Annotated in this window: 9 protein-coding genes; 3 read left to right on the plus strand and 6 right to left on the minus strand. The window is 56.9% G+C overall.

Translation table 11 applies throughout. From position 1 onward, the window contains the following. Positions 1-7 precede the first annotated feature (7 nt). Positions 8-2,599 carry a bifunctional aconitate hydratase 2/2-methylisocitrate dehydratase gene (gene acnB, locus AC8GFP_RS05960; RefSeq protein WP_506611232.1) on the plus strand — a complete coding sequence of 864 codons (2,592 nt, stop codon included), beginning with the start codon at positions 8-10 and terminating at the stop codon, positions 2,597-2,599. A 44-nt stretch (positions 2,600-2,643) separates the two neighbouring features. On the opposite strand, the gene AC8GFP_RS05965 is transcribed toward acnB, so the two are convergent. From AC8GFP_RS05965 to AC8GFP_RS05980, 4 genes are all read right to left on the minus strand, one after another. Continuing rightward, positions 2,644-3,576, minus strand: a complete 933-nt coding sequence (locus AC8GFP_RS05965; RefSeq protein WP_506611234.1) for a bile acid:sodium symporter — start codon at positions 3,574-3,576, stop codon at positions 2,644-2,646. A gap of 41 nt (positions 3,577-3,617) precedes the next feature. Further along, a complete protein-coding gene (locus AC8GFP_RS05970) occupies positions 3,618-5,387 on the minus strand; it encodes an AMP-binding protein (RefSeq protein ID WP_506611236.1) in 1,770 nt (589 codons plus the stop codon). 231 nt (positions 5,388-5,618) lie between these two features. Next, positions 5,619-6,986, minus strand: coding sequence for a prephenate-dependent tRNA uridine(34) hydroxylase TrhP (trhP, locus tag AC8GFP_RS05975; RefSeq protein WP_506611238.1), 1,368 nt, complete (start codon positions 6,984-6,986; stop codon positions 5,619-5,621). A 6-nt stretch (positions 6,987-6,992) separates the two neighbouring features. Continuing rightward, a complete protein-coding gene (locus AC8GFP_RS05980; protein WP_506611240.1) occupies positions 6,993-7,970 on the minus strand; it encodes a GMP reductase in 978 nt (325 codons plus the stop codon). 139 nt (positions 7,971-8,109) lie between these two features. Here AC8GFP_RS05980 and AC8GFP_RS05985 point away from each other — a divergent pair, with 139 nt between their 5' ends. Then, entirely contained in the window at positions 8,110-10,500 is a 2,391-nt protein-coding gene (locus AC8GFP_RS05985) for a UvrD-helicase domain-containing protein (protein WP_506611241.1), read from the plus strand. A 1-nt stretch (position 10,501) separates the two neighbouring features. On the opposite strand, the gene AC8GFP_RS05990 is transcribed toward AC8GFP_RS05985, so the two are convergent. Beyond that, positions 10,502-11,278, minus strand: coding sequence for a BPSS1780 family membrane protein (locus AC8GFP_RS05990; protein ID WP_506611243.1), 777 nt, complete (start codon positions 11,276-11,278; stop codon positions 10,502-10,504). Between the two features lie 4 nt (positions 11,279-11,282). Then, positions 11,283-12,233, minus strand: coding sequence for a homoserine kinase (locus AC8GFP_RS05995; RefSeq protein ID WP_506611245.1), 951 nt, complete (start codon positions 12,231-12,233; stop codon positions 11,283-11,285). Between the two features lie 60 nt (positions 12,234-12,293). Between AC8GFP_RS05995 and polA the strand changes: the two genes are divergently transcribed. After that, the gene (polA, locus tag AC8GFP_RS06000) at positions 12,294-15,065 is read left to right on the plus strand and encodes a DNA polymerase I (protein WP_506611247.1); all 2,772 of its coding nucleotides are present in this window, start codon (positions 12,294-12,296) and stop codon (positions 15,063-15,065) included. Positions 15,066-15,082: the final 17 nt, after the last annotated feature.

Raw genomic sequence — 15,082 nt, forward strand, 5'->3', positions numbered from 1 at the left:
GAAGACCATGTTGAAAGCTTACCGAGACCACGCTGCCGAACGCGCCGCTTTGGGCATCCCCCCGCTGCCCTTGGATGCGAAACAAACTGCTGAATTGATCGAACTGATCAAGAGCCCGCCCGCTGGCGAAGACGCTTTCCTGATGGACCTGCTGACCCACCGCGTGCCTCCCGGTGTGGACGATGCGGCCAAAGTGAAAGCCTCGTTTTTGGCCGCGGTAGGCCATGGCGAATTGAAAGTCGGTTTGATCTCCAAGGCCAAAGCCACCGAGTTGCTGGGCACCATGGTGGGTGGCTACAACGTGCACCCGCTCATCGAGTTGCTCGACGACCCTGAAGTGGCTGGTGTGGCGGCTGACGCTTTGAAGAAAACCTTGTTGATGTTCGACTTTTTCAACGACGTGGCAGACAAGGCCAAAGCGGGCAATGCCAAAGCCAAGGAAGTGATGCAAAGCTGGGCGGATGCCGAGTGGTTCACCAGCCGCCACGAAGTAGACAAAAAAATCACGGTCACCGTGTTCAAGGTGCCCGGCGAAACCAACACCGACGATTTGTCACCCGCGCCAGATGCTTGGAGCCGCCCCGACATTCCGTTGCACTATCTGGCGATGCTGAAAAACACCCGCGAAGGCGCAGCCTTCAAGCCTGAAGAAGACGGCAAACGCGGCCCCATGCAGTTCATTGAAGGCCTGAAGAAAAAAGGCCATTTGGTGGCTTATGTGGGCGATGTGGTGGGCACGGGTTCCAGCCGCAAATCGGCCACCAACAGCGTGATTTGGGCCACCGGCCAAGACATCCCCTTCGTGCCCAACAAGCGTTTTGGCGGTGTGACTTTGGGCGGCAAGATCGCGCCCATTTTCTTCAACACCCAAGAAGACTCGGGTGCCTTGCCTATCGAGGTGGATGTCTCCAAGTTGGAGATGGGCGACGTCATCGACATCCTGCCTTATGAAGGCAAGATTGTGAAAAACGGCACCACCGTCACCGAGTTCAAATTGAAGAGTGATGTGCTGTTTGATGAAGTGCGTGCTGGCGGCCGCATCAACCTGATCATTGGCCGTTCACTCACCGCCAAAGCCCGAGAGTTTTTGGGCTTGCCTGCCTCCACCGTGTTCCGTTTGCCGACTGTTCCTGCAACCACCAAAGCTGGCTTCACGCTGGCGCAAAAAATGGTGGGACGCGCCGTTGGATTGCCTGAAGGCCAAGGCGTTCGCCCTGGCACTTACTGCGAACCCAAGATGACCACCGTGGGCTCGCAAGACACCACCGGCCCGATGACCCGCGACGAGTTGAAAGACTTGGCCTGCTTGGGTTTCAGCGCCGACATGGTGATGCAGTCCTTCTGCCACACAGCCGCTTATCCCAAGTCGGTGGATGTGAAAACCCACCGCGAATTGCCCGCCTTCATCAGCAACCGCGGCGGCGTGGCACTGCGTCCTGGTGACGGCGTGATCCACTCCTGGCTCAACCGTTTGCTGTTGCCCGACACCGTGGGCACCGGTGGCGACTCGCACACCCGTTTCCCCATCGGCATTTCTTTCCCTGCCGGTTCCGGTTTGGTGGCCTTTGGGGCTGCCACCGGTGTGATGCCTTTGGACATGCCCGAGTCGGTGTTGGTTCGCTTCAAAGGCGAGATGCAACCCGGCGTCACCCTGCGCGACCTGGTGCACGCGATTCCTTTGTACGGCATCAAGAAGGGTTTGTTGACGGTGGCCAAGGCTGGCAAGATCAACGAGTTCTCGGGCCGCATTTTGGAAATCGAAGGCCTGCCGAATTTGAAAGTGGAACAAGCATTTGAGTTGTCTGACGCGTCTGCCGAGCGCTCGGCTGCTGGTTGCACCATCAAGCTGAACAAAGAACCCATCATCGAGTACCTGAATTCCAATGTCGTGTTGATGAAAAACATGATCGCCGACGGCTATGCCGACGCCCGCACTTTGGCGCGTCGCATCGAGAAAGTGGAGGCTTGGTTGGCCAAGCCCGAACTGCTCGAAGCCGACAAAGACGCCGAGTATGCGCATGTGATTGAGATCGACATGAACGAGATCAAAGAGCCCATTCTGTGTTGCCCGAACGACCCAGATGACGCCAAGTTCTTGTCCGAAGTGGCTGGCACCAAGATCGATGAAGCTTTCATTGGTTCTTGCATGACCAACATCGGCCACTTCCGTGCCGCCGCCAAACTGTTGGGCGGTCAACGCGATATCCCGGTCAAGCTCTGGGTGGCTCCGCCCACCAAAATGGACGAAAGCGAGCTCATCAAGGAAGGCCATTACGCCGCCTTTGGCACAGCGGGTGCACGCACTGAAATGCCAGGTTGCAGTTTGTGCATGGGCAACCAAGCGCAGGTGCGCGAAGGTGCGACCGTGGTGTCAACATCCACGCGCAACTTCCCCAACCGCTTGGGCAAAAACACCAACGTGTTTTTGGCCTCGGCTGAATTGGCGGCGATTGCATCCAAGCTGGGCCACATCCCAACGGTGGCCGAGTACCACGAAGCCATGGGCATCGTGAACCAGGATGGCGCGGCCATTTACAAGTACATGAACTTCAACCAGATCGATGAGTACGTGCAAAACGCGAAAACAGTGACGGCCTGAGGCAAGGCTTGCCGGGGCGCGTGGTCTGTGGCCTCAAGGGGCGGTCAAGGCCGTGGCGCAGTTGCGCCAAAACTGGCCACGACGCCAACTTTGGCGCGGTCGCGGGCCAGTGCCTCGCGTTCGCTGGCACGGCGGAAAAACACCGTCACGATGCTGGAACTGATGACGATGAACAGCGAATACAACACTGGTATCAGCAGCACGTCTTGTTGGCGTGGGCCAGAGATGCTGATCGTCACAATCAGAATGGCCAGTGGGCCATTTTGGATACCGGTTTCCAAGGCGATGGTGCGGCTGCGGTTGGGGTCCTGCTTCAGGAGTCGCGCCAGAACGTATCCCAAGGCCATACCGACCAGGCCCAGGCCAATGGCACCAAGATAGACATTGAGTGGTGTATCTAGCAGAAGCTGGTGGTTGCGCGGAATCCAAGTGACCACCAGGAAGAGGATCACCGCAATGCCCATGATGCCGCCAAACAGTTCCAGGGTGGCACCAACATTGGGGTTGGCCTTGCGCAGCACCATACCAATGATGGTTGGCACCAGCAACACCACCAGCACCTGGGCCACATTGGCAGCTGGAATGGTGTAGTCGCCTTCATAGCCAGCCAATCCTGAATAAAAAGCCAAGGTGGCAGGCACCATGCCCAGCGCCACCAGCGTGGAGACACTGGTCATCATGATGGAAAGTGCCAGGACCGCTTTGCTGAAGTAAGTGAAGATGTTGGAGGTGGTGCCACCGGGCATGCAACCCATCAGAATCAGTCCCACCGCAATTGCTGGTGGCAGGCCCAGTACTTGGGCCAGTGCAAAGCCAAGCGCAGGCATGATGCCGTATTGGCAGACCAGCCCGACGATCACACCCTTGGGCTTGCGAAAGGCGATCAAAAAGTCGCGCCAGGTCAGCGAGGCGCCCATGCCCAGCATGATGATCATCATCATGAAGCCGAGCAACTTGGTTTCAAATTCGGTCACCATGGGGTGTTCTCCGCAATATCGTTGGGGTGGGGCGCGGACGCTCAGGAGCGCTGGGCACCGAGTTCGGCCAGGGCTTCGGCGCGCAGTTCCTTGCGCAACACCTTGCCGATGGGCGATTTAGGCAGCTCATCGCGCACGATCACTTGGCGCGGTACTTTGTAGGCAGTGAGTTGTTTTTTGCAGTGGGCAACCACCTCCTCAGCACTCACGTCGCCTGCGTGGTCTGGGTTGGGCACCACATAGGCTCGCACCGCTTCGCCGGTTGTTTCGTCGGGCACGCCGATCACAGCCACTTCCAGCACCGAGGGTATCTGCGCGATCGCATCTTCCACTTCGTTGGGGTAGACGTTGAAACCCGACACCAGCACCATGTCCTTCTTGCGGTCCACAATGCGCAGAAAGCCTTCGCGGTCCATCACAGCGATGTCGCCGGTGGCCAGCCAGCCAGCTTGTAGCACCTTGGCAGTTTCTTCCGCCTGGCCCCAGTAGCCTTGCATCACTTGCGGCCCTTTGACCTGAATTTCACCAGGCTCTTCAGCGGCCACCACATCACCTGCATCATTGACCAAACGCACATGCGTGCCCGGCGCCGGAATGCCGATGCTGCTGTTGCGAGGTGTGCCCGACAGCGGGTTGAAGCTGACCACGGGCGAAGTTTCTGTCAGGCCATAGCCTTCGGCGATTGGCGTCTGGGTGACTTGGCGCCAGCGTTCAGCCACCGCTTGGTGCAGCGCTGTGCCACCAGCAATCGAGGCCTTGAGCTGTTTGGGCGGATAGGCGAGAAACCATTCCTCGTTGAGCAGGCCGTTGTAGAGCGTGTTGACCCCCGTCATCCAGGTGATCGGGTTGTTTTCGATGGCGCGTTGCAGGTTCTGCACCGGACGCGGGCTGGGCACCAGCACATTGTGCGCCCCGATCACCAAGAAGCCGAGCAAATTGGCCGTGAAGGCGAAGATGTGATACAGCGGCAAGGCCGTGAGCACACACTCTTGGCCTGCCCGCATGTGGGTAGCGCCCATGGCCAGCATCTGGTTGACGTTGTGCAGCAGGTTGCTGTGCGTCAGCATCGCGCCCTTGCTGACCCCCGTGGTGCCGCCGGTGTACTGGAGGGCGGCCAGATCGCCGGGACCGACGCCCTCCCAGTAGCGTCGCGCCGGGGTTTGCGACAGCGTCGCTGCGCCGCGTTTCAAGGCTGGCGCCAGCCGCTCGTGGGGGACAGTGATTGGCGGCAAGACCCGGCTCCAAACCTTTTGCACCGAGCGCACCACCGCACGCGGCACCGCTGGGAAGAAGGCGGTCACATCGGCCAGCACCACGTGCTTGAGGCCGGTGGCTTGCAGCACAGCGGGCAGCTTGTCGGCAAACATATCGATGATCACCAGCGCCTGCGCACCCGCATCCTTGAGCTGGTGCACCATTTCTTTTTCGGTGTAGAGGGGGTTTGTGTTGACCAGCACACAACCCGCCTTGAACACGCCAAACGCCACCACCGGGTAGGCCAGACAGTTGGGCAGTTGAACCGCAACCCGGTCACCCGCCTGCAGGCCCAACACGCCGCGCAGGTAGCCGGCAAATGCGTCAGACAGCGTGTCAACCTCGGCAAAGCCCAGACTACCGTTCATGCCGTTGGGTACCACACAGGTGAATGCGGCCTGCTTGGGCGCAGACTGGGCATAGCGGCTGCAGGCCTCGTGCACCAGCGCGGCCAGGCTGGCGTGGGTGGGCGGGTTGAGTTCGGGCGCGATGCCCGCCTTGTCGTAGGCGGCACGCCAAGGCGCATCATGTGGGGTGGAGATGTCTGAGGCAATCATGGTGTGCGATTGTCACCATAAATGCACCTTGATCTGAAAAATCACAGCCTGCGGCTACCAGTATTTACCCTTATTTTCTTAAAAAATTTAATAAATATGTTATAAATTAATTATAAATAATTATTTCTAAAAACCATGATGGACGCACGCGAACATGTCGTGCTTGTCACCTTGTGGGCCAGAATGCCTTGGCCAAAGCTTGTGGGCTGAGGCCAAGGATCTTGAACTGCTTTACAACAGCCGTGCCAACAAACCACCGTCGGCTGGGCCAACGATCGGAATCCACACATGCGTGGGGCTGCCAGCGGCCACGTCAATCGACGCGCCGTTTTTGTCTTTCATCTGTTCCAGTGTGACGATGCGGTTGCCGCTGGGGTGGATGATTTCAATCCGGTCGCCCACTGAAAATTTGTTTTTGGTTTCAATCTCAGCCCAGCCATCGGCCACGGCCCGCACCTCGCCGACAAACTGGCTGCGGTGGCCTACTGAATGACCTGTTTCGTAGTTTTGGTAATCGTTGGCAGGGCGGCGATCCATCAGACCAGCGGTGTAGCCACGGTTGGCCAAGCCATCCAATTCAGAAATCAGTTCGGGGTTGAACGGTCTGCCTGCCACAGCATCGTCAATCGCACGTCGATACACCTGCGCGGTGCGGCTCACGTAATACAAACTCTTGGTGCGGCCTTCCACTTTCAGGGAGTCCACGCCGATTTTGGTGAGGCGGTCCACATATTCCACGGCCCGCAAGTCTTTGCTGTTCATGATGTAAGTGCCGTGCTCGTCTTCCATGATGGGCATGAGTTGACCAGGGCGGCCTTTTTCTTCCAGCAGGTAAATCTTGTCGGCCTCGGGGTGGCGTTGGCCATCGCCACAAGCCGAAAAGGTTTGCTCGGCTTCTTGTTGCGACTTGGCGAAATCGAAATCGGTGTCCATCGGCACCGCCATGGCTTCACCCGTGTTGGGATCGGTGGCGCTGGCTTGGGTGCCATAGCTCCATCGGCAGGCGTTGGTGCAGGTGCCTTGGTTGGGGTCGCGGCGGTTGAAGTAACCCGACAACAAACAACGGCCCGAATACGCGATGCACAAAGCGCCGTGCACAAACACCTCGAGTTCCATGTCGGGGCATTCTTGGCGGATTTTTTCAATCTCATCCAGGCTCAATTCGCGCGACAAGATGATGCGGGTCACGCCCACCTGTTGCCAAAACTTCACCGCTGCCCAGTTCACTGTATTGGCTTGCACCGACAAGTGGATGGGGACCTCAGGCCATTTCTCACGCACCATCATGATCAGACCCGGGTCGGCCATGATCAAACCATCGGGCTTCATGGCGATGACGGGCTCGATGTCGCGCATGTAGGTACGCACCTTGTCGTTGTGCGGCAGCAAGTTGCTGGTGACAAAAAACTTCTTGCCCCGCTGGTGCGCTTCGGCAATGCCGATGCCGATTTGCTCCAGCTTGAACTCGTTGTTGCGGGCACGCAGGCTGTAACGCGGTTGCCCCGCGTAAATGGCGTCGGCGCCAAAATCGTAGGCGGCACGCATCTTGTCGAGCGAGCCGGCGGGCAGCAAAAGTTCAGGGGCTTTGAGTGTGGTCATGGTTTTTTACATCAGCAGGTGTTCGCCCGCATTGTCGCCGCCCAGGATGACGTAGTTGACTTTGCGGATATCCATCAGTTTGGTGCCGCCTGCATAAGAGATCGAGCTTTGTACATCTTGCTCCATCTCCACCAGGGTGTTGGCCAGCTTGCCCTTGATGGGCTCGAGGATGCGTTTGCCTTCCACGTGTTTGTATTCACCCTTGTTGAAGTCGGAGGCCGAGCCGTAGTACTCCTTGAACATCTCGCCATCCACTTCCACGGTTTTGCCGGGCGACTCTTCGTGGCCTGCGAACAAAGAGCCAATCATCACCATGCTAGCGCCAAACCGAATGCTCTTGGCGATGTCGCCATGGCTGCGGATGCCACCATCGGCAATGATGGGCTTGGTGGCCACACGAGCGCACCATTTGAGGGCTGAAAGTTGCCAGCCGCCGGTGCCAAAGCCGGTTTTGAGTTTGGTGATGCACACCTTGCCCGGGCCCACACCCACTTTGGTGGCGTCTGCGCCCCAGTTTTCCAAATCAATCACCGCTTCGGGCGTGGCCACGTTGCCCGCAATGACAAAGCTGTTGGGCAACTTGCCCTTGATGTAAGCAATCATGTCGCGCACGCTGTCGGCGTGGCCGTGCGCAATGTCGATGGTGATGTAGTCAGGTGTCAATCCCGCAGCGGCCAAGGTGTCCACCGTGGCGCGGTCAGGTGCTTTCACACCCAAAGAGATGGAGGCATAAACACCTTTGCTGTGCATGTGTTTTACAAATTGCACATTGTCCAAATCGAAGCGGTGCATCACATAAAAGTAGTGGTGCTGTGCCATCCACAAGCAGATGTTTTCATCCACCACGGTTTTCATGTTGGCCGGTACCACGGGCAAGCGGAAAGTGTGGGCGCCCAAGGTGACCGACGCATCACATTCAGAACGGCTTTCAACGCGGCACTTGCGGGGCAACAACAGGATGTTGTCGTAATCGAATATTTCCATTGTCCAAGCTCCAAAAAATAACAGGATTGAGCGCTTGGGGCTTGGTCGGTTGAGCTTTGTCCCTAACCGAGCAGCAAGATTCTTGGGCTCGGTGATTGATTCTACGCAGAATCAAAACAGGCCTGCCTACAATCGCCGCATGCTTTCTTCTCACCCTGCCCACGCCTCCGACACACCTTCTCTGCACAGTCCCTTGTTGCAGGGTTTGAACGAAGAGCAACTCGCCGCAGTCACCTTGCCGCCCGAACATGCGCTCATCTTGGCTGGCGCGGGTTCGGGCAAAACACGGGTGCTGACCACCCGGATTGCATGGTTGCTGCAAACCCGGCAGGTGGGCCCGGGCGGTTTGATGGCGGTCACCTTCACCAACAAGGCTGCCAAAGAGATGCTGACCCGCTTGGGGGCCATGCTGCCCGTGAATGTGCGCGGCATGTGGATTGGCACTTTCCACGGGCTGTGCAATCGTTTTTTGCGGGCGCATTGGAAGCTGGCCAACCTGCCGCAAGCTTTTCAAATTTTGGACACCCAAGACCAACTCTCGGCCATCAAGCGACTGGCCAAGCAACACAATATCGACGACGAACGTTTTCCACCCAAGCAATTGCAATGGTTCATTGCGGGTTGCAAAGAGGATGGTCAGCGGCCCAAAGACGTGCAAGTGCGCGACCCTGAAACCCGCCAAAAGGTGGAGATTTACCAACTCTATGAAGATCAGTGCCAGCGCGAAGGCGTGGTGGACTTTGGTGAACTGATGCTGCGCAGCTATGAGCTGCTGCGCGACAACGACCCGCTGCGCGAGCACTACCAGCAGCGCTTCATGCACATTCTGATTGACGAGTTTCAAGACACCAACCGCTTGCAATACGCCTGGATCAAGTTGCTCAGTGGCCCCAGCAGCGCCGTGTTGGCAGTGGGTGACGATGACCAAAGCATTTATGCGTTTCGCGGTGCACGTGTGGGCAACATGGCCGACTTTGTGCGTGAGTTTGAGGTGAAGCACCAAATCAAGCTCGAGCAAAACTACCGCAGCCACAGCCATATTCTGGACACCGCCAACGAACTCATCAAGCACAACAAAACCCGCTTGGGCAAAAACCTGCACACCACCCAAGGCGCAGGCGAGCCAGTGCGTGTGATGGAGTCCACCGGTGACTTGGCCGAAGCCCATTGGATGGTGGAAGAAATCAAACAACTTTTGCGCGACGGCCGCGATGGCGATGGCCACAAGGGCGTGGCAACCCGCAGCGAAGTGGCGGTGCTTTACCGCAGCAACGCCCAAAGCCGGGTGATTGAAACCGCTTTGTTCAATGCGGCCATGCCCTACCGTGTCTACGGTGGTTTGCGCTTTTTTGAACGCGCTGAAATCAAACACGCGCTGGCCTATTTGCGTTTGTTGGAAAACCCGCGCGACGACACCAGCTTCATGCGGGTGGTGAATTTCCCACCGCGCGGCATTGGTGCCCGCAGCATCGAACAATTGCAAGACGCTGCCCGCGCCAGTGGCTGCGCTCTGCATGACGCGGTCAGCACCATCCCCGGCAAAGCGGGTGCGAACCTGTCTGCTTTTGTGGCCAAGTTGGATGTGCTGCGCGAGCAAACCCAAGGGCAAACCTTGCGGCAAATCATCGAACTGGTGCTGGACCACAGCAAGCTGATTGAGCATTACCAAGCCGAGCGTGAAGGTGCCGATCGCGTTGAAAACTTGCAAGAGTTGATCAACGCGGCAGAGAGTTTTGTCACCCAAGAAGGCTTTGGCAAAGACGCGGTGGCCTTGCCTGTGGATGAAGCCCTGCAAAGCCAAGCCGACTTTGCAGCCTCCCAAGCGGCCAAAGGTGAAGGCCTGCAAGCCGACGCAGAAACCGGTGAAACCTTGTCGCCGCTGGTGGCCTTTCTCACGCACGCGGCTTTGGAGTCGGGGGACAACCAGGCGCAGGCCGGACAAGATGCGGTGCAACTCATGACAGTCCATGCAGCCAAAGGTTTGGAATTCGATTGCGTTTTCATCACCGGCTTGGAAGAAGGTTTGTTTCCCCATGAAAACGCCATGAGTGACTTTGAAGGCTTGGAAGAGGAGCGGCGGCTGATGTATGTGGCCATCACAAGGGCTCGCAAACGCTTGTACTTAAGCCATTCGCAGACCCGGATGTTGCATGGCCAGACCCGCTACAACATCAAAAGCCGATTCTTTGATGAAATGCCCGAGCACACCCTGAAGTGGCTGACGCCGCCCATGGGCTTGCCCGCGCAAGCGCAGTGGGGCGCTCGGCCCAGTAGTTTTGGGCACAGTGACAGCAGCCGTGCTGGTTTTTTCACGTCCACACCACCGTCTGTTCCGCAACGCGCAGCACCGCAAGCCAGCGGCCCGAATGCCTGGGTGCGTTCAGGCTTGCAGGTGTTTCACACCAAGTTTGGTGAAGGCACGGTGGTGTCGGTGGAAGGCGGGGGTGAAGACGCGCGAGCCCAAGTCAAGTTCAATCGGCATGGTGTGAAATGGTTGGCCTTGTCGGTGGCCAAACTCACGCAGGTGTAGTTCAGGCCAGCACCGGCTCGCTGACAAAACACTCGCGAAAGCTGTGGTAGCTGGAGGCGAAAAACATGGCGGCCAAAAGCATCATGGCTGGCAACATCAACATCATCGATAACTGCCCGTCTCCCATCACCAGACTGATCAAGCTCAAGATCACACTGGTGCTGATGAAAATGCTCAACCAGGTGAGGCCAAACACCGCAAATGCACGCCAGTTGGCCAGGCAAGCCATGGTGCTGAAGAAAATACTTTTGACCAAAGGCTGACGGTGCCAATGCACCAAGGCAGGCGCATGCCAAAAAAGAGCTGACAAAGGCACATACATGATCATGCAAAAAACAGATGCTGTTTGAAAGTTTTCACTCAGCAAGGCCTCTTCGGTCAAGCTGCCGCCCAGCAAATACATGCGTGCAAAATCGCCACCGTCAAAAACGCTCGACAGCATCAGTACCACACCAAACAACAATGCATAAATAGCGCCCATGCCAAGCAAGCTTTTGCTTTGCGATGCGCCTTGCTGAAAGCCGATGAACATGATGCGCGGCATTGGAAAATGACCTAAATCGGCTTCTCTCGCACCTGCCATCAAGCCCAGGGTGATGATGGGCAGCATCATCAAACCGAGCAGCGTGCCCACATAAGAAAGGTAGGAGGTGAGCGATATCAAGCCCATGAACAAGAAAAACATGCCGCTCAGGGCCAAAGGTTGGCGCCAGAATGTTTTGATGCCTTGCCTGACCCAGGCGGTACCCGTGCGGGCTGTAACAACTTGGAGTTTCATGGCTTCAGAGGTGGACAGGGTGAATCAAGCGCTGTTGTAACACCCGCTCGAAATGTGTGGGATCGTGGGCCTGCAACATGCTGGCTTCACGGGGCAAGTGAAAGTCCCACAGTCGTGATATCCAAAAACGCAGAGCGGCGGCCCGCAACATGGGATTGAACAAAGCACGCTCAGCAGCGCTCAAGGGACGCACAGTTTGGTAGGCCGCCAACATGGCCTGCAGATTGGGGGTGTTCATCACGCCAGTGGTGTCGTCAATGCACCAGTCGTTGATACACACACCCAGATCGAACAACCAACTGTCTACGCCTGCAAAATAAAAATCAAATACGCCGCTCAAGGTTTCGTTGACAAACATCACATTGTTGCGAAACGCATCGGCATGCACCGGACCACGCGGCAAGGCGGTGTAATCGGACAAACCACTGACATGGTTTTGGAAAGCCAGTTCGTGGCTTAGCAATTGGGATTGATCGGCACTCAGAAAGGGCAAGATTTGCGGCACGGTATCGTTCCACCAAGCCAGGCCTCGCAAATTGGGTTGCTGCTTGTCAAAGTCATGTGCAGCCAAATGCATCTTGGCCAAGGTTTGACCCATGGCGGCGCAGTGTGAAACCCCTGGATGCATTTGCGAGACACCGGCCAAGCGATTCACCACGGCTGCAGGTTTGTCAAGCAAGGTCAGCAAAATATCGCCTTGTCGATTGGACCGCGGATCAGGCACTTCAATGCCGCGCTCGGCCAAGTGCTTCATCAGGTACAAATAAAACGGCAGTTGGTCGTGATTCAATCGCTCAAAAACAGTCAGTACAAACTCGCCTTGGTCTGTGGTTAGAAAATAGTTGGTGTTTTCAATACCGCTGCTGATGCCTTGGAGGGATACCAAGTCGCCAATGGCGAGTTGCGTCAACAAGTCGCGGGCTTGCTGTTCAGAAACTTCGGTGAAAACGGCCATGAATAAAAGTGGAAACAGCTAGAGCCAATGGAAGCCGAGATTGTAGGCACAATCCTTCTCATGCAAGACACATCCACCCTGTTGCTGGTAGACGGTTCCAGCTATTTATACCGCGCGTTTCATGCCATGCCCGATCTACGCGCTGACCGAAACGATCCCAACAGCCAAGCCACTGGGGCCATTCGGGGCATGGTCAACATGTTGCAAAGTCTGCGCCGGGATTACCCGACGCAGCATGCTGTGTGCGTGTTTGATGCCAAGGGCCCGACCTTTCGCGACGATATCTACCCCCCATACAAAGCCACGCGCTCACCCATGCCGGACGACTTGCGCAGTCAAATCGAACCGATTCACCGCATGGTTCGCATGTTGGGTTGGCCCTTGTTGGATGTGCCCGGCGTTGAGGCCGATGATGTGATTGCCACGCTGGCGAACCGCGCCGCCGCCATGGGCATGAATGTGGTGGTCTCCAGTGGCGACAAAGACCTGAGTCAATTGGTGAACGAGCGCATCACCATCATTGACACCATGAACGGCAAGAAGCGGGACGTGGCCGGTGTGACCGACGAATTTGGCGTACCGCCCAAACTGATGATTGATTTCCAAACCCTGGTGGGCGATACGGTTGACAACGTGCCGGGCGTGGCCAAGGTCGGTCCTAAAACCGCTGCCAAGTGGTTGCTGGAATACGGCTCTTTGGATGCACTTTTGCAAAAAGCCCACGAGATCAAAGGCGTGGCCGGTGAGAACCTGCGCCAAGCGGTGGATTGGTTGCCTACTGGCCGTCAACTCGTCACCATGAAAACCGATTGCGACTTGCAAGACCATGTGCCGGGTTGGCCCTCATTGGATGGCGTGCTGATGCAAGCCCCTGATGAAACAGGCTTGATTGATTTTTACCAAGCCCATGGCTTCAAAGGCTTGGCCTCTTCCATGGCTGCTGCCGACAAAAGCAGCGCACCTGCCAGTGCCGGTGGTTTGAGTGATTTGGGGCCGTTGGCCGATACCCCTCTGTCGCAAGAGGTTCATCCCCAGCATTACGACACCGTGTTGGACTGGGCGACATTTGAAAAATGGCTGACCAAAATCCAAGCAGCAGCGTTGGTGGCGCTTGACACTGAAACCACATCCCTGGTGGAAATGCAAGCCCAGGTGGTGGGCATCAGCTTGTGCATTGCACCCGGCGACGCCGCCTATATTCCTTTGGCCCACAACGCCGCCGATGCACCCACGCAATTGCCTTTGAACGAAGTCCTTGCGCGCTTGAAGCCTTGGCTGGAAGACTCCCAAAAATTGAAGTTGGGTCAGCACGTGAAATACGACCGCCATGTGTTGGCCAACCATGGTATCGAAGTACAGGGCTTCTCGCATGACACCATGCTGCAAAGCTATGTGCTGGAAGTCCACAAACCGCATGGCTTAGAGAGCTTGGCACTGCGTCATTTGGGCCGCAAAGGTTTGTCTTATGAAGATCTCTGCGGCAAGGGTGCGCACCAAATTTCATTTGCCCAAGTGGACGTGGCCACCGCGGCCCAATACGCTTGTGAAGACGCGGACTACACGCTGGCTGTGCACAGCAAACTTTGGCCCTTGTTGCAGGCAGATGACAAGCTGAATTTTGTGTACCAGTTGGAGATGCAAAGCAGCGAAGCGCTTTATCGGATTGAGCGCAATGGGGTGTTGATTGACGCACCCACCTTGGCTGCGCAAAGCCATGCATTGGGGCACCGGATCATGCAACTCGAGCAAGACGCTTATGTCATTGCGGGTCAACCGTTCAACCTGGCGTCTCCCAAACAGTTGGGTGAAATCTTCTTTGACAAACTGGGCTTACCCGTCATCAAGAAAACCGCCACGGGCGCTCGCAGCACCGATGAAGAAGTGTTGGAAAAGCTCGCTGAAGACTACCCCTTGCCTGCCAAAATTTTGGAGCACAGATCTTTAAGCAAGCTCAAGGGCACCTACACCGACAAATTGGCGCAACTCGCCAACCCCCGCACGGGCCGCGTTCACACGCATTACGCCCAAGCCGTGGCCGTCACCGGACGCTTGTCCAGCAACGACCCGAACCTGCAAAACATCCCCATCCGAACGCCGGAAGGCCGCAAAGTGCGCGAAGCTTTCGTGGCCTCACCTGGCCATGTGATTGCCAGCGCCGATTACAGCCAAATTGAACTGCGCATCATGGCCCACATCAGCCAAGACCCGGCGCTGTTGAAAGCGTTTCACGAAGGCTTGGATGTGCACAAAGCCACGGCGGCCGAGGTGTTTGGCCTGACACCGGACACGGTCAGCAGCGAGCAGCGCCGCTATGCCAAGGTGATCAACTTCGGGCTCATCTATGGCATGAGTGCATTTGGTTTGGCCAAGGCGCTGGGCATCGACAACACGGCAGCCAAAAACTACATCGAACGTTATTTCCAACGCTTTGCGGGTGTGAAGCGCTACATGGACGAGACCCGCGCCCAAGCCAAGGCGCAGGGCTATGTGGAAACGGTGTTTGGGCGGCGTTTGTACCTGCCCGAAATCAATTCACCCAACGGGCCGCGCCGGAGTGGTGCAGAACGCGCGGCCATCAATGCGCCGATGCAAGGCACCGCCGCCGACCTGATCAAACTCAGCATGGTCAAGGTGCAACAAGTGCTGGATGCACAGCACAAGGGAACCCGCATGATCATGCAAGTGCATGACGAGTTGGTGTTTGAGGTTCCAGAGGCTGAGGTGGAATGGATGAAGACCGACATTCCAAACTTGATGGCCGGGGTGGCTGATTTGAAAGTGCCTTTGCTGGCCGAGGTTGGCGTGGGGGCCAACTGGGACCAAGCCCACTGAAACATCCAAAGCCTGCG

Origin of the sequence: Limnohabitans simekii (SeqCode), assembly GCF_965234735.1 — a bacterium.
In the GTDB taxonomy this organism is placed as follows: domain Bacteria; phylum Pseudomonadota; class Gammaproteobacteria; order Burkholderiales; family Burkholderiaceae_C; genus Limnohabitans; species Limnohabitans simekii.